Raw genomic sequence first — 22,219 nt, 5'->3', positions numbered from 1 at the left:
TTGGCCGCGCCGAACGATCAGCCGCTCATTGCCGCTCTGGACATCGGCTCGTCCAAGGTCAGCGCGCTGATCGCGGCGAGGGACGGCGAAGACCGGCTTCGAGTCCTCGGGACCGGGCAGCGCGAGAGCCGCGGAGTGAAGCGCGGCTACATCACCGACATCGAGAAGAGCGAGTTCGCGGTCCGCGAAGCGGTCGAGCTCGCCGAGCGCATGTCGGGCGTCACCATCGACCATGTGTGGGCGAGCTACGGCGCCGGCGGACTGACCAGCGAGATCGCCAATATCGAGGTCGAGCTCGGCGGCCACCAGATCGAGCCGTCGGACATCGAGCAGCTTCTCAGCCAGGGGCGCGCGGCACTGGACCGCGGCGACAAGATGGTGCTCCACGCCCATCCGGCGCTCTACACGATCGACGGCGCGCAGGAGGTTCAGCAGCCGGTCGGACTTCACGCCGATCGCCTCGGCGTCGATATCCACGTCATCGCCGCAGATCCGGCGCCGCTCCGGAACGTCGATTATATCATCCGCGCCGCTCACCTCGGGGTTAAGGCGATCGTCGCCTCCCCGATCGCATCGGGGATTGCCTGCCTGTCGGAAGAGGAGCGGGACCTTGGGGTGGCGCTGGTGGAGCTGGGCGCAGGGGTCACGAACGTCTCGTTGCACTATGGCGGGATACTCGTCGGCCTTCGCTCGATCCCGCTGGGCGCCAAGGACATCAGCGACGACATCGCCGCCACTTTCGGGGTCAACCGGCGCGACGCCGAGCGGCTGAAGTGCTTCTACGGCTCGGCGATGACCTCGCCGCGCGACAACCACGAGCTGATCGACGCCAACCAGGCGGGCGGTGAGGATGCTTCCGAGCCCGTTCGGATCACCCGGGCGCAGCTGATGACGGTGATACGCCACCGGGTCGAGGAATTGACGAATGAGATCGACAAGGCGCTGAAGAGCCTTGGCTTTTCCGGACCGGTCGGACGGCCTGTCGTGCTGACCGGAGGCGGAGCCGAGCTCAAGAATATCGCGGATTATATGCAGGGCGTGCTGGGTCGAACCGTTCGCGTGGGACGTCCGCGTGTGCTTCCGGGGCTGCCCGACGCGCATAGCGGCCCGGCTTTTTCGACGCTTGTGGGGCTGGCGTGCATCGGTGCTTCTCGAAGCGGCGACATCCGCGACATCGCGCTTGGCACCATCGTCAGGCAGGCCCCGGCCAAGGGCGTCCTCGGCCGACTGATCGCCGCCATGAAAGGTGGCTATTAGGCCCGCACCGCCGGCGCGGGCCAGGACTGCTTATCGCGTCCGCGGATAGACGAGATACGGATGCAGGTTTGCAATTACCTGCTGCGCATTGAACGTCGCCGGACCGGCTGGACAGGTGTTGCTCACCGCGATGTCCGCCATCGCCTGATACTGGTCGATGGTGTTGATGTCGTACTGGCCGAAGAACGGTCCGCCGTAGAACGGATCATATGAATACCAACCGGCAGGGCCATGAAGGCGCCAATAAGGCGACCAGCCGCCATAATATCCGCCACCGTAATATCCGCCGCCATAAGGGCCGTACGGGTTCACCTGCACCGTCGTGTTCTTGTCGGTGCCGTGGTTCACGATGATGAAGCAGTTGAAGCCCCGCTGCGCGGTCAGCTCGGCTGCGCGATACAGCAGGTAATTCTCCACCTGCTGGCGCGAGGTGAGGCTGTTTCCGTAGAAACTGACGCGATAGTGCGTGGCGTCAAGCTGCTGGTCGGCAAAGCCGCCCCGAGTGCTCGTGGAGCCGAGAGGCTGGTACGGCGTCGCCGTGGTGCAGCCCGCGAGGATCGCAAGGGCCGCGATCGGCGCCGCCAACCTCCTGTAGTTCCTGATACTCAACATAAGGGCCTCCGTGCGCTGCGATTCACCAAACGTTCGCGTGGAACAGCACGTTCCACGGGCGCTGGACTCGTGAACGCAGCAAGTTGGACTGGCGTCACACTGCTCGCAAGTGCATTAACCGTCGCTGTCTTTGGGGGAGGGCGAAATGGCGACAGCGGTTCGCCGCCAGCGCAACGTCGGCGGGATGCTTGTGCTGCTCCTTGGGGCAGCGGTTTTCCTCAACTATGTCGACCGGGGGGCGGTTGGGATCGCAGCGCCGCTGCTGAAATCCGACCTTCATCTTTCGCCCGAGACCTACGGAATCGCCTTTTCCGCATTCTTCTGGGTCTATGCGCCGATCCAGCTGTTCGCCGGCTGGCTGTGCGATCGCTTCTCCGTTTACCGGCTGATGTCGCTCGGAATCCTCGTCTGGGCCGGAAGCACCCTGCTGACAGGCTTCGTCGGCGGCTTCGCTTCGCTGCTCGTGCTTCGAGTCATGCTTGGCATAGGCGAAAGCATCAGCTTCCCGGGAAGCTCGAAAATCATCGCCCGCCACGTGCCGCCCGAAAGCCGAGGCATGGCCAACGCGTTCGTGGCGGCGGGAATCGCCCTCGGGCCGGCGGTCGGAACGCTTGCCGGCGGCATGATCATGGCCGGGTTCGGCTGGCGAGTGATGTTCGTCACGTTCGGCGTGCTTACGTTGCTCTGGCTTCTCCCGTGGCGGAGCCTGGTCGCAAGCCTCGATACGGCAGCTCATGAAAAGACCGGAAGGCGAGTGCCGGTTGGGGCGCTCATCGGCAAATGGCCTTTGTGGTCGATGTCGATCGCTCACGCGGCCGGCAATTACTGTTTTTATTTCCTGCTTGCCTGGTTGCCGCTCTACCTGGTCCAGTCGCGCGGATATTCCATCGCGCAAATGACCCTGCTGGCGACTGCCGGCTATTCGGTTCAGGCGGTCGCGGCGTTCAGCTTCGGGCACCTTTCGGACAAGTGGACTCGCTCCGGCCGTTCGGAAGGGACGATGCGTCGCTGGATGATGGTTCTTAGCCAAGCCGCTTCGGCCGCCGCCATCCTCGCTCTCGCATTCGCGCAGAGCACGGCAATGACGGCAATCCTGCTGTGCATCGCCGGTGTGGCAACCGCGTCCCTGTCGCTCAATCTTTACGCGGTGGCCCAGATGTTCTCGGGCCGGGAGGCGGCGGGCACGTGGGTCGGTGTGCAGAACGCGCTCGGCAACCTTTCGGGGATTGTGGGGCCAATCGTGACTGGCTTCATCGTCGCGGCCGCGGGGTACCAGATGGCCTTTGTGGTCACTGCTGCCGTCGCCCTGTTCGGTGCCTTTTGGTGGCTGCTCGCAATTCCCGCGATACGGGAAGTGGAGCTCGATTAGCTCTTCTGTTTCGATCCCGGGCGCCTCGGATCGCGTTGCTTGTCGGGCGCGGCCGCCCTGGGTCCGACCGCAGCGACCTTCGAGCCCGTCTCCAGCCCCTCGTGCAGGTGCGGCTGGACGATCGGCACCAGTAGCCCCAGGCCGAAGCCCCAGACCAGCAGCGACACGAACACGCCGACGGCGGCGATTCCGGCCGGCGCGTCGCCGCCGCTCGCGATCGGAAGAACGAACACCGCGCCCGCAGCCCACAGGCTGAAGGCATAGGCCATCCCGAAAAGCCAGCCGCCTCGCTTGTCGTTCGCCGCCCGCCCGAACGCTCGGCCGTAGATCGCTCCAGCCATCGCCATCGTCGCAAAGCCGGCGGCGAGCGTAGCGGTGACCCCGAGGTGAAGGATGCGCGCTTCGACGAGGATCGAACCGAAGAGCCAGAGGATGCCCACGGCGGGGATGGCGGCCGCGACTCCGCACAGCGCGCCGACGAGCAGCGGCCGCTGCGTCGGACCGGGATCATAGCCGTGTGCCGAAAGGAGGCTGACCATCAGCGCATCAGCTCCGCGACATGCTCGCACTCGCGGAAATCCGGCGCGTCGGCAAACATGCCGATCAACTGCTTGTAAGCCAGGCCGACGTCCCGAATGTCGCGATTGAGGTCGAACAGGCCTACCGGAAACACCAGGCCGAGCGATTTGCTTAGCGCGATATTCCAGTCGATCTGGTCGGTCAGGCTGTACCAGGTGAAGCCGATCAGAGGCACTCCGGACCTGCGCAACATCTGCACGTTGTGCCACTGCCTCCAAAGCCAACGTGGTGCGTCGCCGTCCATGCGATTGGTTTCGGTGTGCATCATCGGGAGGCGGTATCGGTCGTAATATTGGTTGGCGATCACGTACCAGCCGAACAGCTCCCCGAGCGAACGAAGCTCCCCGTCGCTGTCGATCATCCGCTCGTTCCATTCGTAATAATCGATCCCCAGCACGGAACGGCGCGGCACATCGATGCCCTTGAAGCTGGCCAGCTCTTCATCGCCGATGCCGTGATCGCGGAGATGGGTCTTCATCACGCCGCTCAACTCGTGGCCGAAGATCAGGTCTAGCGGTAGGAAACGGCGCTCGTTCTCGAAATCCGCGAGCCTGACGATCTCCGGGTCCGGGCAGCAGGGCTGGGTGAAATCGCTGCTCTCGCTGTTGATCAATATGGCGTCCGGCCGCGCCTTGACGATGGCGCCGCAAATGGCCCTGCTCGTGGCGGCGAGGTTGACCGCCGCTCGAGCGAAAGCGCCCTCATCCTGCTCCTGCTCGTTCCAATTGCCGTCGAGCGCGCTCATCCTGGAGCAGACGTACATTTCGTTGACCGGTGTGTAGAAGCGCACCCACGGATAGCGCTCCGCGAACGCCGCCGCATATTCCGCCATCGCCGGTGCAAGCTCCGGGTTCTGAACTGTTTCCAGCCAGTCCGGCACTCCGAAATGGAAAAGATCGACGATCGGCTCCGGCCCATGCGCCTCCAGTTCCGCCATCGGCTCGTCGATCCAGCCCCAGTTATATTTGCCTGGCCCGGGGAACGTCAGGTGGAGCGGCGGCCCGTAGCGCAAATGCGTGATTCCGACCTGACGGCACTGTTCGAAGTCGCGCTGCCAATTCTGGTAATGGCGGGTCGATTGCAGCTCGTCGCGCCTCCAGCGCCCGTGATCGATCGTCGGGTAGCTGCACTCCACTCCCGTCGCGAAGATGAAACCGTTGTCATTGGTTCGCCCGCGCTCGGCGGTTCGCTCGATCTCCCTTCGCCGGTGCGGATATTTCGGCTGGCGACCGACGCGATAGCCGACCGGATGCGTGTACACGGCGCCCATCGTCAGGCCGTAAACGGCGTGGATCGCCAGGACGGTCAGAACCGCGAGCGGCGCGACGTCGAGGAAATCGGTCAAGCCGACCTTCACCACCTCCGAATGAAGCTGCATCAGCTGAAGCTGAGGGTGAACGATCGCGATCGCCAGGACGGCAGGAATGGCTGCAAAGACCAGCCCTTGAAGCGGCCTCGCGAGGCGCAGCCGGCCCCAGAAGAAGTAGGCGTAGAACATTGCCCACGCGATGCCGACCGCCGCATGGGCGAGAAGGCCTGCCGACAGGGCCATGAAGCCCCCGTTGGGATAGACGATTGAACCGATCTCCGAGGCGAAATCGATAACCGGGATGTGCGCCGCCTTGAACGCATAGGCGGCAGCCTGCATCGCCGCTGCGCCGGCGGCGCCCGCGACGGCCGCCTTCCACCTGGCGACGTTCCTGATCAAAGCATCGACTCCCTCGCGACAGATGCTGAACAAGCGCATCGCTGCTGCCGTTCCCACGCGGACGCCCTGAGGTGACGGGGACTCACCCCCACATTTTTTTGCGTTGGTTAACTTTTTCGCTTGGCTTGCGACTCGCGATGATTCAAAGATTCATCCGACGCTACAAAGCGTTGCTGCGAATTTAGGGGTGGGACCCATGAGCATTGATTTCATCCGGCCGGAAGTCGACGAGCTTCGGCCGCGGATTAGCGTCATCGGTGTCGGCGGTGCAGGCGGCAACGCGGTTGCCAACATGATCAGGGCGGACGTCCAGGGGGTCGACTTCGTCGTGGCCAACACGGACGCCCAGGCGCTCAACACCTCCTCGGCAGATCGCCGGATACAGCTGGGCCTCAAGATCACCCAGGGCCTGGGTGCCGGGTCGCGGCCGGAAATCGGACGCGCCGCCGCCGAGGAATCGCTCGACGAGATCAACAAGGCGCTGGAAGGCGCGCATATGTGCTTCCTCGCCGCCGGAATGGGCGGCGGCACCGGCACAGGCGCTGCTCCGGTCATCGCCAAGGCTGCTCGCGACAAGGGCATCCTGACGGTCGGCGTGGTCACCAAGCCCTTCGCGTTCGAGGGCGCTCGCCGCTCCCGCTCAGCCGACAGCGGCATCGAGGAGCTTCAACAGCACGTCGATACCTTGATCGTCATCCCGAACCAGAATCTCTTCCGTCTCGCCAACTCCGAAACGACCTTCAAGGAAGCGTTCGAGATGGCCGACGAGGTCCTTCAGCAGGGCGTCCGCGGGATCACCGACCTGATGGTCATGCCCGGCCTCATCAACCTCGATTTCGCCGACGTTCGCTCCGTGATGGGCGAGATGGGCAAGGCGATGATGGGCACCGGCGAGGCTTCCGGCGACAATCGCGCGATCGAAGCCGCAGAAAAGGCGATCTCCAACCCGCTTCTCGACGGCGTCAGCATGAAGGGCGCCAAGGGCGTGATCATCTCGATCACCGGCGGCGAGGACATGCGGCTGATGGAGGTCGACGAGGCCGCCAGCCACATCAAGGAGCTGGTCGACCCGGACGCGAACATCATCTGGGGATCGGCGTTCAACAACGACCTCGACGGCAAGGTTCGTGTCTCCGTCGTCGCGACCGGCATAGAAGCGGACAACATGGTCCAGCCGCAGCCTGCCAAGGTGTTCACCTTCCCGTCACGGACAGTGTCGGCTCCAGTCGCGCCGGTGACGGACTCCGCCGAAGCTGAAGCTTCGGACGAGGAAGAGACTCTGGACCTGACCGAGCAGGTGACTTCGGAGCAGGACGGCGGCGAAGAGCTGCTGCTCGACAGCGACGACATCCTCACCACTCCGGTGGGCGCGCCTCCGATCGAGCCACCCTCGGATGAGGATGACAGCGCCGCTGCGGACGAACCTCAGGAGCAGGTTGCGGAACAGCCGAAGGCGGCAACCGGTGGCGGCACTTTGTTCGAACGTATGTCGAGCATTGCCCGCGGTGCCCCGAGGGCGCAGATCGACGACGACGAGCCGAGCGCGAGCTTCAGCCGCGAACCGCTTGACATCCCGCGCTTCCTGAACCGCCAGAACAACCAGTAATCGGCCGCGGGGCGGTTAATTCGCCCCGCTCACCGCCTCGTCGGCACGGCTCGTCGTTAAAGGACTAGCCAGAAAGGTTCCGGCAAGATTCTCTGCCCCACGGGGATCGAATGCGGTGGGGTTTTCTATGATGCGCGTGCGCATTGCGACGCTTTTTGTCTCGAGCTTCTCGCTCGGCGTGGCGGCGATTCCGTCTGCGGCACTGTCGCAGGGCGTTCCCGTCTATTCTGAGAGCGCGGCCGACGCGCTTGCGCGCAACGTTCGAACGCTCGCGACCAACCCGAAGGATTTCAACGCGCTGATTGCAGCCGGAAAGGCCGCGCTCAAGCTTGGCGACACGCAGGCCGCGGCTGGATTCTTCGGCCGCGCCGAAGAGGTAAACGCCAACAGCGCGCTTTCGCAGGAAGGGATGGGCGCCGCATTGGTCGGCACCGGCGACCCCACCGGCGCTCTCACCTATTTCGCTAGGGCCCAGCGCCTCGGCGCGACTGCCGCGAGCATGGGCTGCGACCGCGGCCTCGCCTATGACCTCCTCGGCAACCAGGAGGCTGCACAGACTGATTATCGTGCGGCGCTTATGGGCGCCGACCGGGACGAGGCGCGCCGCCGCCTGGCGCTCAGCCTCGCGATCAGCGGCAAAAAGGCTCTCGCGCTGGAAGCGCTCCAGCCGCTCCTCCAGCGCCGCGACGTCGCTGCACAGCGCGTAAGGGCGCTCGTCCTTGCCGTCGATGGAGACCTGGCCGGAGCCAAGGCCGCGCTCGATTTCACGATGCCCGGCGCGTCGGCACGCATGGATCCATTCTTCCGGCGCCTTCCGATGCTCACTCCGGTGCAAAAGGCGGCTGCCGTCCACCTGGGAATTTTCCCAGAGTCCGGCGTTGCCCTCGCTTCCAACAGCACGCCCGCCGGCGATCGTCTCGCCTCGATCGAGCAATTGCTGAACCAGTCGGATTCGCAGCCGCAGCCGCAGAAGGCGCCGGTTTCCTACGCTTATTCGCCAACGCCTGCACCGGCAGTCGCTTACAACCAGGCCCCGCCGCGGGTTCAGGTCGCGTCGGTATCGCGGAGCAAGATCATCAGCGCCGCGACGCCCAATAACGAGCTGATCCAGACGGCGCGCGTCGCTTCCGATCCGGGCGGCAGGAAAATCTGGCTCCAGCTCGCCTCCGGCACCAGCTCGGCGGACCTGCCGCATGAATTCAAGCGCATCCGGTCGCGCGACCCTTCGCTGTTCGCCGGCCTTGGCGGATGGGTCGCCGAAGGGCCGCGGGCGCGGCTCCTGATAGGTCCGTTCCACACCGCCGACGACGCGCGAGAGTTTGCCGATGCGCTGGCAACGGTGAGCATCAAGGCGTTCAGCTGGACGAGCCAGCCCGGGCAGGTGGTCAGGAAGCTGTCGACCCAATAGAGCGCACCGCATGCCGGTGCTCTCCAGCCTCGCCGCCCAGCCACGCCTGTCGCGCGGCCGGCTTCATCCCGAAAGCGACGACGGCCCGCGAGGTCCGCGCGACATCTTCCAGCGCGACCGCGACCGAATCATCCATTCCGTCGCTTTTCGGCGCCTCCGTCACAAGACGCAGGTGTTCGTCGCTCCGGACGGCGACCATTACCGGGTGCGGCTGACCCACAGCCTGGAGGTGGCGCAGATCGGGCGCACCATCGCCCGAGCGCTTGGCCTGAACGAGGACCTGACCGAGATGCTGTGCCTCGCGCACGACCTCGGGCACCCGCCGTTCGGCCACGCGGGGGAAGATGCGCTGGAGGAGGCCACGGCGGACGCCGGCGGCTTCGACCACAACGGGCACACGGTCCGCATCGTGACCCGGCTGGAGACCCCCTATGTCGGCTTTGACGGGCTCAACCTGAGCTGGGAAGCGCTGGAAGGTCTCGCAAAGCACAACGGTCCGGTGACAGACCCTCGCTGGGCGCTTGAGGAGGCCAACGCCGAGTTCGACCTGGAGCTGGACAGCTGGCCCTCGCTCGAAGCGCAGGTCGCTGCGATCGCCGACGACATTGCGTACGACAATCACGATATCGACGACGGCCTGCGCGCGGGGCTCATCGATCTCCATGCGCTGCTGGAAGTCGCGTTGGTCGGGCGGCACTGGAAGGCGATCGTAGCTCGGGTGGGGGAGCTTCCGCGCGAGAAGATGCAGCGCGCGCTGGTCCGCGACATGATCGGAACCATGGTGAGCGACGTAATCGCGGAGACCGAACGCAGGGTCGCCGAAAGCGGCGTCCGCTCCATCGACGAGGTTAGGGCAGCGGAACGGCAACTCGCCGGATTTTCAGCGGAGCTGAGGGATGAGGAAAAGGGGCTCAAGCGCTTCCTCTATGACAATCTCTACAATGCGCCGGAACTGGTGTCGGTACGCGTGGAGGCGCAGCGAGTCGTCGCCGGCCTGGCTCGGGCCTATCGCTCCGATCTCTCCCTGCTTCCGTCCGAGTGGCGAACGGAGAATGGCGAAACGCAGCAGGTACGGCGGATCGCCGACTTTATCGCCGGGATGACGGACCGATTCGCGATCGCCCAACATGCGCAGCTGATCGGCCCGGTGGAGCTGCCGGACCGTTTCTAACTTGGGTCAGGAATCAAGCACTTGAATTTCGCTGTCTTGCGAAACATTTATTCAACGGGATACTAGCTAAAGTTAAGCATGAAGATTCGGGAGACCTACTGTCGATATCGCGCATCACGATTGGTCGGCTGACGAGCCGCGCCACCTGGCGCGGCGTTTGCTGCGCCTGCGCCAGGAGCGGCGCAAACACTTGATGCCCGTCGATGCAACCGGTCCGGCATGGGACCTGCTGCTCGTGCTGTTCGGGCTGCCTCCAGCCGAAGGCGACCTGTGCGTTGGGGATCTCGCAATCCGTGCCGAAATCCCCCGCACCACGACCGTTCGCTGGCTTCGCGAGCTGCACAGGCATGGGTTCGTGACGCTCTCGTCGAACAAGAGGGACAAGAGAGCCGTCAGCGTGAAGCTGACACCCGCCGGCCAGCGCGCAATGGAGGCCTGCTTTGCTTCGGCCGGCCTGAAGGTCGGCTAAGGCCGAATCACATCGTAGTGACGAGCCGGTGACGCTGCGCTAGACGCGCTCGCTCCCGACCACAGGTGAGCAATTGAGCCTCTACGCGCAATATTCGGCGCTTCTCGACGAAGCGCTCGACGAGCTTCAGTCCGAAGGCCTCATTCCGGCCGACGCCGACCGGAAGGCGGTGGCGGTCGAGCCTCCGCGCGACCCAAGTCACGGCGACTTGGCGACGAACGCGGCGATGGTGCTCGCCAAGCAGGCGCGGACCAACCCTCGTGCGCTTGCCGAAGCGATCGCTCCGAAGCTGGAGGCGATCCCGGCGGTGATCTCGGTCGATGTGGCCGGCCCCGGCTTTATCAATCTCAGGCTCTCCGCCGACGCCTGGCGCGACGAGCTCAAGACGATCCTGCGCGATGGGGAAAATTACGGCCGCTCGACGATCGGCGCGAACGAGCGAGTGAATGTCGAATACGTCTCCGCCAACCCGACCGGGCCGCTGCACATGGGCCATTGCCGCGGCGCAGTGGTCGGCGACGCGCTCGCGCGCGTGCTCGAGGCGGCGGGTTTCCGGGTCACCAAGGAATATTACGTCAACGACGCGGGCGGTCAGGTCGATACGCTCGCCCGGTCGGTGCACCTGCGCTACCGCGAGGCGCTCGGTGAGGACATCGGCGACATCCCCGAGGGCATGTACCCGGGCGACTATCTGAAGCCGATCGGGGAGCTGCTGGCGGCCGAGTTTGCCGGCCAATATGCCGACGCGCCGGAGGCCGAGTGGCTCGAGCTGTTCCGCAAACGCGCGGTCGCGGCGATGCTCGACCTGATCCGCCACGATTTGGGCCTGCTCGGCATTCACTTCGACAAGTTCGCTTCGGAGGCCGAGCTCCAGAAGGAAGGGGCCGTCGACGCCGCGTTGGACACCCTGCGGTCGAAGGGCCTCGTATACGAAGGCGCGCTCGAGCGGCCGAAGAGCCTCGACGAGCATGACGAGTGGGAGCCGGTCGAGCTTACGCTCTTCAAATCGAGCGAGTTCGGCGACGACCAGGACCGGCCGATGAAGAAGTCGGACGGAAGCTGGACCTATTTCGGCTCCGACGCGGCCTATCACCTTCGCAAGGCACAGAGCGCCGACCACCTAGTCAACATCTGGGGCGCCGACCATGCCGGGACGGTGAAGCGCGTCCAGTCTGCGGTCCGGGCGCTGACTGATGGCCGCGTCGACCTCGACGTGAAGCTGGTTCAGATGGTCCGGCTGTTCCGCGCCGGCGAGCCGGTCAAGATGTCGAAGCGCGGCGGCACGTTCGTTACTCTCGCGGACGTCGTTCGCGAGGTGGGCAGGGACGTGGTTCGGTTCATGATGCTGACCCGCCGCGCCGACGCACCGCTCGACTTCGACTTCGCCAAGGTTGTCGAGGCGTCGAAGGACAATCCCGTCTTCTACGTCCAGTACGCGCATGCGCGCATCAGCTCGCTGAAGCGCAAGGCCGCGGACGCCGGCGTGGAGCTCGATGCGGCGGCGGACCTCTCGCTTCTCGACGACGAGGAGCTGGCGCTGGTGAAGCTCTCGGCGCAATTCCCGCGCACCGTCGAAAGCGCGGCGATGGCGCATGAGCCGCACCGGATCGCTTTCTATCTGTACGACCTTGCGGCGGCATTCCACGCGCTGTGGAACCGGGGCAACGACGATCCCGGCCGGCGATTCCTTATCGAGAACGACCCACAGCTTTCTCGGGCGCGTCTGGAACTGGCGCTCGGCATCGGGCAAATCATCCGCAGCGGCCTCGATTTGATGGGTGTCGAAGCCGCCGAGGAGATGCGCTGAGATGACGGACAGCCGCAGCGGCTATGACGAAGACTCTCTGCCCTGGCTTCAGGAGGTCGAGGACGAGGATGCGCCGAGCGGAATTTCCGCACGCGCGATGCTCGTCGGAGTTCTCGTCGTGCTTTTGCTCGCTGCCGCGATCGCCGCCGCCTTCTTCTGGCTCGGAAGCCGGGACGGTGAGGCAGGCGCCGGCGAGCCGGAGCTGATCAGGGCGCCGACGACGCCCTACAAGGTCAAGCCGGAGGACCCGGGCGGCCTCGACATCGCCGGCGAAAGCCAGACCACCTTCGAAACCAGCGCCGGTCAGGACGTGGATTCGCGGCTCAACCTCGGCGACGGACGCGAGGACGTTCCTGCGACAACCGCCCCGACGGAACAGCCTGCGAGCCAAACCCCTGCGCCTCCGGTGGAAAAACCGGCCCCGCCGCAGCAGCCGAAGTCCTCGGGTGCCGCCGGCAGCGTGATCCAGCTCGGCGCATTCAAAAACACCGCGCAGGCGGAGCGCGCGTGGACTGTGCTGAAGACCCGCTTTCCGTCGCTGTCCGGGCTCACGAAGATGGTCGTGCCTTATTCCGCGGGCGGCAGCAGCGGCTACCGCCTTCGCGCCGCGGCATCGTCCCCCGACGCTGCTCGCCAGGCGTGCCAGGCAATCCAGGCGGGCGGCGAGAGCTGCTTCATCGCCCGCTGATGCAGGCCGCGATTTACGGCCTCGCAGGCGACGTTCTCACCGACGACGAGCGTGATTTCTTTAGGGACGCCGAACCGGCGGCGTACATCCTGTTCAAGCGCAATTGCATAGACCCTCAGCAACTAAGGGCGCTGACCGAAGAACTTCGCGGCCTGGCCGGCCGTGCGGACCTCCCCATCCTCATCGACCAGGAGGGCGGCCGGGTCGCGCGAATGCAGCCGCCCGAATGGCCCAGATTCCCGCCGTCATGGGCGTTCGCCGACCTTTATTCCAAGGCGCCCACGTCGGCGATCGAGGCGACGATGGCGAACGCGCGCGCTTTGGCGCTGATGCTCAGGGATTGCGGCGTAAACGTCGACTGCCTGCCGTTGCTCGACGTCCGCCAGGAGGGTGCCGACGATATCATCGGCGACCGCGCTCTGGGCGCCGAACCGATGCAGGTGTCTGCGCTGGGCCGGGCGGTGCTCGACGGGTTCGCGTCGGCGGGAGTCGTCGGGGTCGTGAAGCATATTCCGGGTCACGGCCGTGCGTTGTGCGACAGCCATAAGGAACTTCCGATCGTCGAGGCCGGTGAGGATGAGCTCGCGGTGGACCTGGAGCCGTTCGCGAAGCTCAACTGGGCGCCGATGGGGATGATGGCGCACGTGGTCTACACCGCCTGGGACGAAGAACGTCCGGCGAGCCTGTCGCCCGTAGTGATCCGCGACATCGTTCGCGGCCGCATCGGTTTCGACGGCTGGCTGATGAGCGATGACATCGGGATGGAGGCGCTCCAGGGCGATTTTGGAGCGCGAGCCGCGGGGGTCATCGCCGCCGGTTGCGACGCCGCCCTTCATTGCTCGGGCAAGATGGACGAGATGGTCGCGGTCGCCGCGGCCGCCCCGCGGATGACCAGCGAAGGCGAAGAGCGGCTCCGGCAGGCCATGGTGATCGCCTCCGACCCCGCGGACGGTCCCGGCTTCGAGGAACTGATCGCCAAGCGCGACGAGCTTCTCGCGCTGGTCTGAGCACCGGCGCGCTCGCAGAGCGAGACCGGCGGTTCGTCGATGAAGAGGGTTGCGGTGCGCAACTAAGTTTGGCCAAGATGGGAGTCTTCCTGAACTCGCACCGGAGACCTGTCTTGATGCGCTTGCTTCATGCTTTGGCCGCATTCGCCCTCATGCTCGGGACTCCGCTAGCGGCCGCCGATCCGGAGCCTGCTCAAGCAAAGGCCAATAGCGTTGAAGAGCTGCACAAGCAGGCGATGGCAGACGCCGCAAAGGCTGCCTGGGCCGTCGCGCCTGTTGAGGAACGAACGGTCTCAAAGCGCGGCAGTGTCACCGTTGACGGGCGCAGCCTGAAATATACCGCAACAGCGGGAACGCTGACCATCCGCGACGCGGCCGGCAAGCCGACGGCGAGCATTTTTTACACAGCGGACACGCTCGACGGAGTGCCGGGCGCCCGCCGGCCGGTGACCTTCTTCTACAACGGCGGTCCGGGCTCCGCTTCCCTGTGGCTTAGAATGGGATCGTTCGGCCCGACCCGCATCCAGACCGAGAACGCCAGCTACATCCGGCCGGCGCCGTTCAACTACGGGCCCAATCCGGACACCTTGCTAGGAAGCACCGACATGGTGTTCATCGACGCTCCGGGAACCGGTTATTCGCGGATGCTCGGGGACGCCAAGCCGGCCGACTTCTACGGGGTCGATAAAGACGCCGACGCATTCGCCCGGGCGATCATCCGCTACGTGACGAAGTTCGATCGATGGAGCAGCCCCAAGTTCCTGTTCGGCGAAAGCTACGGCACCACCCGGTCCGGAGCGCTCGCTTACCAGCTCCAGGATCGGGGAATGGCGCTCAATGGCGTCGTCTTGTTGTCGTCGATCATGAACTACGGCCGCCGGCAGCCGGGCCTGGACCGCGACTTCATCAACTATATCCCAAGCTATGCGGCGACCGCCTGGTACCACCACAAGATGGCCAATCCTCCCACGACGCTGGAGGAAGCGGTCGCCCAGGGCCGGGCATTCGCCCAGGGCGCCTATGCGACGGCTCTGGAGAAGGGGCAGACGATCAGCCCCGAAGAGCGCGCCAGCATAGCCCAGCAGATGAGCCAGCTCACGGGCCTCTCGCCCAGGTTCATCGAAAATGCTGACCTGCGCGTCGGGCTGTCGCAATTCCGCAAGGAGCTGCTTCGCGACCAGCGCCAGACGGTGGGGCGGTTTGATTCGCGATACATGGGGGTCGATGCCGACGCGTCTGGCGACAGCCCGGAATTCGACGCTTCCGACGTCGCAATCAGCGGCGGCTTCATTGGCGTCCATCACGATTATCTGGCCAGCCTGGGCTACCAGACCGACATGCAGTACCGCCTCAGCGCCAGCGAGGAGGAAGGCTACAAGTGGGATTGGAAGCATGAGGCGCCGGGCGTCCGCTTCGCGCTGAACAATCCCAATACGGCGATCGACCTGGCTTCGGCGATGCGCACCAACCCCTATCTCAAGGTGCTGTCGCTCAACGGCTATTACGACATGGCGACGCCGTTCTTCGGCACGGAATATGACCTCAACCACATGATGCTCGAGCCGGCCCAGCAACAGAACCTGGAGTTCCGCTATTATCCCTCGGGACACATGGTCTACCTGAACCCGGAGGCGCTCCACCGGATGCGCCTGGACGTCCAGGATTTCATCAATCGGGCCGTGTCCCAGGCGAAGTAGCCCGTTCGTCCACATATTTGTGGATTGTGCAGGGTCGCGGCGAGCGCCCTTCGCTTACAATGTGCGGGATTTGAGCTAATCTTCATTTGTGGCGGTTGTGACGCTCAATTCGGCTGCTCGCGACGGCGACGAGCTCAATCTCACCCTCGACGGCTGGGAGGGCCCGCTCGACCTGCTGCTGAGCTTAGCGCGCTCGCAGAAGGTCGACCTCGCGCAAATCTCGATCCTCGACCTCGTCGAGCAATATCTTGCCTATTTGAGCGATGCGCGCGCGCTGAAGCTCGAGATCGCCGCCGATTATCTCGTGATGGCAGCGTGGCTCGCCTACCTGAAATCCTGCCTCCTGCTTCCAAAGGATCCGGAGGCAGATCCCAGCCCCGAGGAGATCGCTCTCCGGCTCCAGATGCGGCTCCAGCGGCTGGATGCCATGCGCGAGGCCGGGGCGCGCCTTCTTGGCCGTGACCGGGTTGGCCGCGACGTGTTCCAGCGCGGAGCGCCGGAAGGGCTCCGGCTCGTCCGCAAGTCCGCCTGGCAGGTCAGCGCCTTCGATCTCTACGCAGCCTATGGAGCGGTGAAGGCACGAAGCCAGCCGCCGATGCACGTCGTCCATGCCCGCTCCGTGATGACTCTCGAAGAAGCGATAGAGCGGGTCAGCGCGATGCTCGGGATGGCGATCGAGTGGATGCAGCTGGAGGCCTTCCTTCCCCAGACCGACGATCCCCAGCTTCGCCGCTCCGCGCTCGCGTCCAGCTTCCTCGCGGCTCTCGAGCTCGCCCGCCGCGGCCGCCTCGACCTGTTGCAGGAGGAAGCTTTCGCTCCCTTGAGCCTGAAGGTTGCCGCCTGATGGACGAATTCGTGAGGGCGGTTGAAGCCGCGGTATTCGCGTCTGCCGAGCCGCTCGGCGCTGCTGAAATCGCTGCGTATGCAGGGGAGGGCGATGTCGCCGCCGCTCTTGCCGAGCTCGCCGAGCGCTACCAGGGCCACGGAATCGAGCTGGTCGAGCGGGGAGGGCGCTGGCACTTCCAGACCGCTCCGGACCTCGCGCACCTGCTTCGCCGCACTCGCGAGGAGCCGCGCCGGCTGTCGCGTGCAGCGACCGAGACTCTGGCAATCGTCGCCTATCACGAGCCGGTCAGCCGGGCTGATATCGAGGCCATTCGCGGGGTCCAGATCTCCAAGGGCACGCTGGACGTGCTGATGGAGGCCGGGTGGGTAAAGACCGCCGGGCGGCGCGAAGTGCCCGGCCGGCCGCTCCTATACGCTACCACTCCGGAGTTCCTGACTCACTTCGGCCTCGGCTCGCGGAAGGACCTCCCGGGAATCGACGATCTGAAGGCGGCGGGACTTCTCGATCCGCTCGAGGACGCGATTTTCCAGCTCGACCTGGACTCCGAATCCGAGGAGCGGCTGGAATCACAGGAAGAGGCGGACTAGATAGCCCTTAGATTGGAGTGTGCTCATGGGCGGTTTCAGCCTCATACACTGGATCATTCTCGGCCTGTTCCTCCTGCTGCTGTTCGGCGGGAACCGCTTCTCGGCAATGATGAACGACGTCGCCAAGGGCCTCAAAAGCTTCAAGCAGGGGATGAGCGAGGACGACAAGCCCGCCGACAAGCGCGACGACCCGCGCCAGCTCCCGCCCCAGGGCCGGGCGCCTGAACAGCCGATCGAAGTCACGCCCGAGCCCCGCCCCCGCGAGGACGAACAGCCGCGCGGCTGAGGAGGACTGCCGGGCCATGTTCGGCGTCGATTCCACCGAGCTCATTATCGTCGCCGTGCTGGCCCTTTTGTTCATCGGACCGAAGGAGCTTCCGGCGACGATGCGCACCATCGGCCGCTGGGTCGGGAAGATTCGCGCCATGTCGCGGCATTTCACCAGCGGGATTGAAGCGATGATCCGCGAAGCCGAGCTCGAGGAGATGGAGAAGAAGTGGCGTGAGGAGAACGAGCGGATCATGCGCGAGCATCCCGCGCTGGAGCCACCGACAGCTGAGGCCGCTCCGATCCCTCCCGACTCTGTGGAGGAGCCGCGCCTGCCCTTGGGCGAAGCCGGGAAGCGCGAGCTTCCGTGAAAGACATCGACGAAACCAAGGCGCCGCTGATGGAGCATCTGATCGAGCTGAGGCGTCGGCTCCTGTGGTCGGTCGGGCTTCTGGTGCTTCTGTTCGCCGCCTGCCTCTACTTCGCCAAGCCGATCTTCGGTTTCCTCGTCCAGCCGCTTCTCCAGGCCGGCGAAGGGCGACTTATCTACACCGATGTCTTCGAAGCTTTCTTCGCGGAGGTGAAGGTCGCGCTGTTCGCTGCCCTAATGCTGGGCTTCCCCTTCTTCGCGATCCAGATCTGGAAGTTCGTCGCTCCCGGGCTCTACGCCAAGGAGAAGAAGGCGCTGCTTCCGTTCCTGATGCTGACGCCGGTGTTTTTCCTCACAGGGGCAGCCTTCGCCTACTACGTCGCGATGCCCTGGGCGCTGCACTTCCTGCTGGGGTTCCAGGGCGACGTCGGCGGAGTCCAGCGCGAGGCGCTTCCGGGCGTCGGAAACTACCTCACCTTCTGCACCCGCTTCCTGTTCGGCTTCGGGGTGGCATTCCTAACTCCGATCCTGCTGATGATTCTGGAGCGGACCGGGATCGTCACTCTGCAGCAGCTCACCAAGCACCGTCGCTACGCGATCGTCGCGTCAGCGGCCGTTTCCGCCGTCCTGACCCCGCCGGACGCGGTGTCGATGATGCTTCTGCTTGTTCCCCTCTACTCACTTTACGAGCTGGCGATCCTGGCGATTCGGGTCACGCACTGGCGAGCCGCGCGCAATGCGTCGGCGTCGGCTTCAGCTGAAAAAAGTGAGGGCCCGGAAGCGCCACCGGGGGGGGGGAGGGTTGGCGGTTCCGGGCCCATTTAATCGGATAGCGAGAGCGGGGGGGCAAAAGGTCACTATCCGAAGTACCAAACGCCCCTTCTTTTGCCCCGGTTCCGACACAGACAGATTTTTTTTCGCCACCAGCGAAACGATCCCCTATCTCCCGGGAAATACGGGGAGGTCGACGCTGTAGCGTCCGAGCCGCCGATCGAGCGTCGAACGCAACTGCTTTGCGAGGCCGGCAATGATTCTTTCAAACTGAACCTGCTCGCGAACATCCTCGGCATCCGGGTTCAGGACCGGGCTTGCCAGCGTCATTCGAGCGGTCAACTCGCTTGTTCGGCGAAGCGAAATCTCGACTGGGTCGCTGGGACGGTTGAGCATCGCGAACTCGACGACCTCGGTGATCAGGAAAGCGACCGACACGGCGACGTCTTGGGTCGTGTGAAGCGGCTCGACCTCCAGGTCGACGGAAACCCGTCGGGCCTGCTCGGGCGCTCCGGCGCGAAGCTCGGCTGCGAGCTCGGACAACAGGGGCCGGATCGAGATTCCGCGGTTTTCCTCCATTTCCGCATAATGGTTGCGGTGGACGATCGCGAGCGCGCTTACCCTTCGCCCGATCGCTCCGTAAGCGGCTCTGCCGGCTTCGCTTTCGGTGGTTCGCCCATGGATGCTGAGTAGCGAGGCAATCACCTGCAGATTGTTCTTCACCCGGTGATGAACCTCGCGAACAAGCCGGCGCTGGCCCTCAAGTGCGGCGGTCATTTCCCCTTCGGACTCCTGGACCCGGGTCACCGCACGGGCAAAAGCGTCGCGAAGCTCCTGGATTTCGGTCGCCGGGCCAAGCTTCCTTGGGAGCTCGAGCGCAGGACCGCCGGGTTCATATTGCGAAACCACGCGCTGCAGCCGCCGGAGAGGCCGGATCAGCAGCCGCGTGACCATCAACCACGTCATCAGCGCAGCGATGAACCACATGACGACGGGAAGCAGGATCACGATCCGGTCGCCGGTCGTGACGGTCGGCACCTGGCCCTCGACTTCGACCATCAGCCGGCCGTTGGCGATCGCCCAGCGGGTCACCGACGGCTCATGCCCAGGTTCGGAATTCTCTTCCGCACTCATAATGTCGATCTGGCGCTGTCCGTCCTTGATCGCGACGCCGTGAACCACGCTTCCGCCGTCAAGTGCGGCAGAGCGCAGCTCGGTGGTCGAAAGGGTGGTTGTCGCGATGCCGCCGACTACGCCGACCTGCAGGATCAGCGAATCCTCGTCGGGAGCGACCCGAAGCCGGATGTCTCCGGGCGCGACCGGGGAAAGAAGGCCGGTATCGCCGATATCGCCGACACTGCACATCGGCTGCCCCTCTGGAGTTTCGAGGCGGAACTGCTGTGCCACGGCGGGGGCGATGGTCAGCGAGCGTTGGACCGGGCCGCACGGGTCGGGGCCCTCCATCCTCCCGTTAGCGGCCACTCGGAGCGCGAGCGCGTTTCGGGCAACGAGGCTTTCGATCGCGCGGGCAGCATTGCGCGCCTTGTCGTTCGATTGCGCCTGGAGGGTCGCATTAGCCTCGCGAATGCCCGCATAGGCCACCCAACCCAGTCCGAACCCGATGGGAAGAAGCGCCGCGGTGAGGATCAGCAACAGCTTCGCCGGCGTCGAGAGACGGGCGAAACGCTCGGCGGCAGCGGCCATCACCGAGTCGGCTCCTTTAGAATCTCAATTGAGCTTGCCGAGCAGGTCGAGGAAATCGTCGGGCACCTCTTCGCGCAAAGTCTCGTCATAGACGGATCGAAGCGCCCGGCCGACGTCGGCACCGCGCTTCCCGCGCGGCTTGATCGGCCGCCTGGCCGCACTGATCTTCTTGCTCACCTTGGGCCCGCCCGAATCGCCCACCTTGCTGTCACTCAACCTATCCATCCCCCCTTGTGCGGGTATGTGCGCTTCGCCCTTGAGGCGAGTATCAAGCGCAGTGCAACGGTTTTCCATGAGGGAGCGCCGTTTCGTGCCGTAACTTTGGCGCTCCCGTCTCGTCAACGACCAGACGGCGACCCCGCCACATGGGCGGAAACCAAATGGCTGATGCTTTGTTCCAACGCATATCTCTGCGGGGGAGCGCCTCGGCACGCGAGTGCCGTTCCTTCGAGGGTTGCAACGACCGGACCGCTCCTCAATAGGGAGGAAACGTCCCTGATTAGGAGATCCGTGACCCATGTCGCTTGGACAGGAACTTGCGCCACATCTGCCATTCCTGCGCCGCTACGCGCGCGCGCTGACCGGCAGCCAGGCCCATGGCGACGCCTTCGTGCGCGCTACGCTGGAAGCCATTGTCGCGCAGCCGGACGAGTTCCCGCGCGACGTCGACCCCCGATTGGGTCTCTACAAGACGTTTCACGCCATCTGGTCGACTGCCAACGTGGAGGAGGGCGAGGAGCCGTCGAAGGACATTTCCGGCGCCGAGGGCATTGCCCACGCCCGGCTTTCGAAGATCACACCGCTGTCGCGCCAGGCGCTCCTTCTTACGTCGCTGGAGGGATTTTCGTCGGAGGATGCCGGTTACCTGATCGGCGCCAGCCCCGACGACGTCGAATCGCTGGTTGCCGAAGCGCTTAGCGAGATCGAGCGTCAGACCCTGACCGACGTCCTCATCATCGAGGACGAGCCGATCATCGCGATGGACATCGAAACGATCGTCCGCGATCTGGGTCATAACGTCACCGGAGTTGCGGTCACGCGCGACGAAGCAGTGTCCATGGCTCGCCAGAGCCCGCCAGGACTCGTCCTCGCTGATATCCAGCTCGCGGACGATTCCAGCGGAATCGACGCGGTTCGCGACATTCTCGTCGAATTTTCGGTGCCGGTGATCTTCATCACCGCATTTCCCGAGCGGCTCCTGACCGGGACGCGACCCGAACCGACCTTCCTGATTACGAAGCCGTTCCAGCGGTCGACGGTGAAGGCGGCGATCGCCCAGGCGCTCTTCTTCGACGCCGCAACAGTGCCGGCCTGAGGTCCCTTCGAACGGCCGAAACGGGCGGTCAGTCGGCTCAATCGTTGCGCGTCGGGAACATGGTTCCGCAAGCGGCGTTGGCTGGGGAAACAGGGATTGAGCGGAGGCCATGAGCACCAACGAGCCAACTGAACATGTGACGACCACGGAGGCGCGCGGCGGCGCCACTCCGCACATGACTCGCTATGTGCTCGGCGTAGGCCTCGTACTGGTAGTCATCATATTCCTCCTGCTTTTCGGGCTGGGTGGATGACCTCTTGTTTCGCTTGACCCGCAACCAACATGGTAAGTTCAGGTTCAGCGTCCGTCCCCCAGGGCGGCGTGTGAGCAAAGGTGACGGGGAATAATGGCCGCAACTGACGACGACGACGCGGCTGACAAGCCCGAAGAGCTGATTCCGCTCTCCGATCCTGAGTTCAAGGATCAGCTTGCGGCGGTGATCCCGCACCTGCGCGCCTTCGGCCGCTCGCTTTCCGGAAGCCGCGACCTGGCCGACGACCTGGTCCAGGAAACGCTCCTCAAGGCCTGGGCTGCGCGCAAGCGCTTCCAGGCGGGGACGAACATGCGCGCGTGGACGTTCATCATCCTTCGCAACCTCTTCCTCAGCCAGATGCGCCGAGCCCGCTTCAAGGGTGAATGGGACGAGCTGACGGCCTCGAAGATCCTCGCCGCGCCGGCCAGCCAGGACCGGCATATCGAGCTTGCCGACATGCAGCGCGCACTGATGCACCTGCCGCAGCCGCAGCGCGAGGCGCTTATCCTCGTCGGTGCCGGCGGTTTCGCTTATGAAGAAGCGGCGGAAATCTGCGGTTGCGCCGTCGGGACAATCAAGAGCCGGGTCGCGCGCGGCCGGGTGGCGCTGGAAGGGCTCCTTTCCAGCGGCAAGCTGCCGTCACGCCGGCAGCACAAGACGGACCCCGACAAGTCGGCGCTCCAGACGATCATGGGTGAAGTGGACGAACTCAGCCGCGACCTTTGAG

Annotated in this window: 23 protein-coding genes; 18 read left to right on the top strand and 5 right to left on the bottom strand. The window is 64.8% G+C overall.

Annotated elements, in window-relative coordinates:
- On the top strand, positions 1–1,257 hold the full coding sequence (gene ftsA / locus LZ519_RS05885; protein ID WP_249867781.1) for a cell division protein FtsA: 1,257 nt from the start codon (positions 1–3) through the stop codon (positions 1,255–1,257).
- Between the two features lie 30 nt (positions 1,258–1,287).
- Here the strand turns inward: ftsA and LZ519_RS05880 are convergent, their stop codons facing one another.
- A complete protein-coding gene (locus LZ519_RS05880) occupies positions 1,288–1,869 on the bottom strand; it encodes a CC0125/CC1285 family lipoprotein (RefSeq protein WP_249867780.1) in 582 nt (193 codons plus the stop codon).
- A 145-nt stretch (positions 1,870–2,014) separates the two neighbouring features.
- Here LZ519_RS05880 and LZ519_RS05875 point away from each other — a divergent pair, with 145 nt between their 5' ends.
- Positions 2,015–3,238, top strand: coding sequence for an MFS transporter (locus LZ519_RS05875; protein WP_249867779.1), 1,224 nt, complete (start codon positions 2,015–2,017; stop codon positions 3,236–3,238).
- Here the strand turns inward: LZ519_RS05875 and LZ519_RS05870 are convergent.
- Positions 3,235–3,777 carry a hypothetical protein gene (locus LZ519_RS05870; protein ID WP_249867778.1) on the bottom strand — a complete coding sequence of 181 codons (543 nt, stop codon included), beginning with the start codon at positions 3,775–3,777 and terminating at the stop codon, positions 3,235–3,237. The genes LZ519_RS05875 and LZ519_RS05870 overlap by 4 nt on opposite strands.
- Positions 3,777–5,582 carry a family 1 glycosylhydrolase gene (locus LZ519_RS05865; protein ID WP_249867777.1) on the bottom strand — a complete coding sequence of 602 codons (1,806 nt, stop codon included), beginning with the start codon at positions 5,580–5,582 and terminating at the stop codon, positions 3,777–3,779. Before LZ519_RS05865 ends, LZ519_RS05870 begins: the two co-directional genes overlap by 1 nt.
- A 139-nt stretch (positions 5,583–5,721) precedes the next feature.
- On the opposite strand from LZ519_RS05865, the gene ftsZ reads away from it, so the two are divergent.
- The 13 genes from ftsZ (at position 5,722) to tatC (ending at position 18,274) form a co-directional block, all read left to right on the top strand.
- The gene (gene ftsZ / locus LZ519_RS05860; protein WP_249867776.1) at positions 5,722–7,131 is read left to right on the top strand and encodes a cell division protein FtsZ; all 1,410 of its coding nucleotides are present in this window, start codon (positions 5,722–5,724) and stop codon (positions 7,129–7,131) included.
- A 127-nt stretch (positions 7,132–7,258) separates the two neighbouring features.
- A complete protein-coding gene (locus LZ519_RS05855; RefSeq protein ID WP_249867775.1) occupies positions 7,259–8,539 on the top strand; it encodes a tetratricopeptide repeat protein in 1,281 nt (426 codons plus the stop codon).
- Positions 8,540–8,549: 10 nt separating this feature from the next.
- The gene (locus tag LZ519_RS05850; protein ID WP_249867774.1) at positions 8,550–9,710 is read left to right on the top strand and encodes a deoxyguanosinetriphosphate triphosphohydrolase; all 1,161 of its coding nucleotides are present in this window, start codon (positions 8,550–8,552) and stop codon (positions 9,708–9,710) included.
- 193 nt (positions 9,711–9,903) lie between these two features.
- Positions 9,904–10,179, top strand: a complete 276-nt coding sequence (locus LZ519_RS05845; protein WP_249867773.1) for a MarR family transcriptional regulator — start codon at positions 9,904–9,906, stop codon at positions 10,177–10,179.
- A 73-nt stretch (positions 10,180–10,252) separates the two neighbouring features.
- Positions 10,253–11,986: an arginine--tRNA ligase gene (gene argS / locus LZ519_RS05840; RefSeq protein WP_249867772.1), complete on the top strand. Its 1,734-nt coding sequence runs from the start codon at positions 10,253–10,255 to the stop codon at positions 11,984–11,986.
- A gap of 1 nt (position 11,987) precedes the next feature.
- Complete coding sequence (locus tag LZ519_RS05835; protein ID WP_249867771.1) at positions 11,988–12,674, top strand: SPOR domain-containing protein; 687 nt, start codon at positions 11,988–11,990, stop codon at positions 12,672–12,674.
- Positions 12,674–13,681 carry a beta-N-acetylhexosaminidase gene (gene nagZ, locus LZ519_RS05830; protein WP_249867770.1) on the top strand — a complete coding sequence of 336 codons (1,008 nt, stop codon included), beginning with the start codon at positions 12,674–12,676 and terminating at the stop codon, positions 13,679–13,681. Before LZ519_RS05835 ends, nagZ begins: the two co-directional genes overlap by 1 nt.
- 116 nt (positions 13,682–13,797) lie before the next feature.
- Positions 13,798–15,378, top strand: a complete 1,581-nt coding sequence (locus tag LZ519_RS05825) for a S10 family peptidase (protein WP_249867769.1) — start codon at positions 13,798–13,800, stop codon at positions 15,376–15,378.
- A gap of 97 nt (positions 15,379–15,475) precedes the next feature.
- The gene (locus LZ519_RS05820; protein ID WP_249867768.1) at positions 15,476–16,222 is read left to right on the top strand and encodes a segregation and condensation protein A; all 747 of its coding nucleotides are present in this window, start codon (positions 15,476–15,478) and stop codon (positions 16,220–16,222) included.
- Entirely contained in the window at positions 16,222–16,812 is a 591-nt protein-coding gene (scpB, locus tag LZ519_RS05815; protein WP_249867767.1) for an SMC-Scp complex subunit ScpB, read from the top strand. The genes LZ519_RS05820 and scpB overlap by 1 nt, the downstream gene beginning before the upstream one ends.
- Positions 16,813–16,837: 25 nt before the next feature.
- Positions 16,838–17,098: a twin-arginine translocase TatA/TatE family subunit gene (locus LZ519_RS05810; RefSeq protein WP_249867766.1), complete on the top strand. Its 261-nt coding sequence runs from the start codon at positions 16,838–16,840 to the stop codon at positions 17,096–17,098.
- 16 nt (positions 17,099–17,114) lie between these two features.
- Complete coding sequence (locus tag LZ519_RS05805) at positions 17,115–17,450, top strand: Sec-independent protein translocase subunit TatA/TatB (protein WP_249867765.1); 336 nt, start codon at positions 17,115–17,117, stop codon at positions 17,448–17,450.
- A 29-nt stretch (positions 17,451–17,479) separates the two neighbouring features.
- Positions 17,480–18,274: a twin-arginine translocase subunit TatC gene (tatC, locus tag LZ519_RS05800; protein ID WP_249868872.1), complete on the top strand. Its 795-nt coding sequence runs from the start codon at positions 17,480–17,482 to the stop codon at positions 18,272–18,274.
- A 114-nt stretch (positions 18,275–18,388) separates the two neighbouring features.
- On the opposite strand, the gene LZ519_RS05795 is transcribed toward tatC, so the two are convergent.
- Together LZ519_RS05795 and LZ519_RS05790 are read right to left on the bottom strand one after the other, a co-directional pair.
- On the bottom strand, positions 18,389–19,924 hold the full coding sequence (locus LZ519_RS05795) for a sensor histidine kinase (RefSeq protein ID WP_249868871.1): 1,536 nt from the start codon (positions 19,922–19,924) through the stop codon (positions 18,389–18,391).
- 24 nt (positions 19,925–19,948) lie between these two features.
- Positions 19,949–20,149 carry a NepR family anti-sigma factor gene (locus tag LZ519_RS05790; protein WP_249867764.1) on the bottom strand — a complete coding sequence of 67 codons (201 nt, stop codon included), beginning with the start codon at positions 20,147–20,149 and terminating at the stop codon, positions 19,949–19,951.
- Positions 20,150–20,441: 292 nt separating this feature from the next.
- On the opposite strand from LZ519_RS05790, the gene LZ519_RS05785 reads away from it, so the two are divergent.
- From LZ519_RS05785 to LZ519_RS05775, 3 genes are all read left to right on the top strand, one after another.
- Positions 20,442–21,239, top strand: coding sequence for a response regulator (locus tag LZ519_RS05785; protein WP_249867763.1), 798 nt, complete (start codon positions 20,442–20,444; stop codon positions 21,237–21,239).
- A gap of 109 nt (positions 21,240–21,348) precedes the next feature.
- Positions 21,349–21,492, top strand: a complete 144-nt coding sequence (locus LZ519_RS05780; RefSeq protein ID WP_249867762.1) for a hypothetical protein — start codon at positions 21,349–21,351, stop codon at positions 21,490–21,492.
- A 93-nt stretch (positions 21,493–21,585) separates the two neighbouring features.
- Entirely contained in the window at positions 21,586–22,218 is a 633-nt protein-coding gene (locus LZ519_RS05775) for a sigma-70 family RNA polymerase sigma factor (RefSeq protein ID WP_249867761.1), read from the top strand.
- The last annotated feature ends 1 nt before the right edge of the window (position 22,219 follow it).

It is taken from the genome of Sphingomonas anseongensis, assembly GCF_023516495.1.
GTDB lineage: Bacteria > Pseudomonadota > Alphaproteobacteria > Sphingomonadales > Sphingomonadaceae > Sphingomicrobium > Sphingomicrobium anseongensis.
The sequence above is the reverse complement of the archived record's forward strand: the minus strand, read 5'-3'. Positions and strand labels throughout refer to the sequence as shown.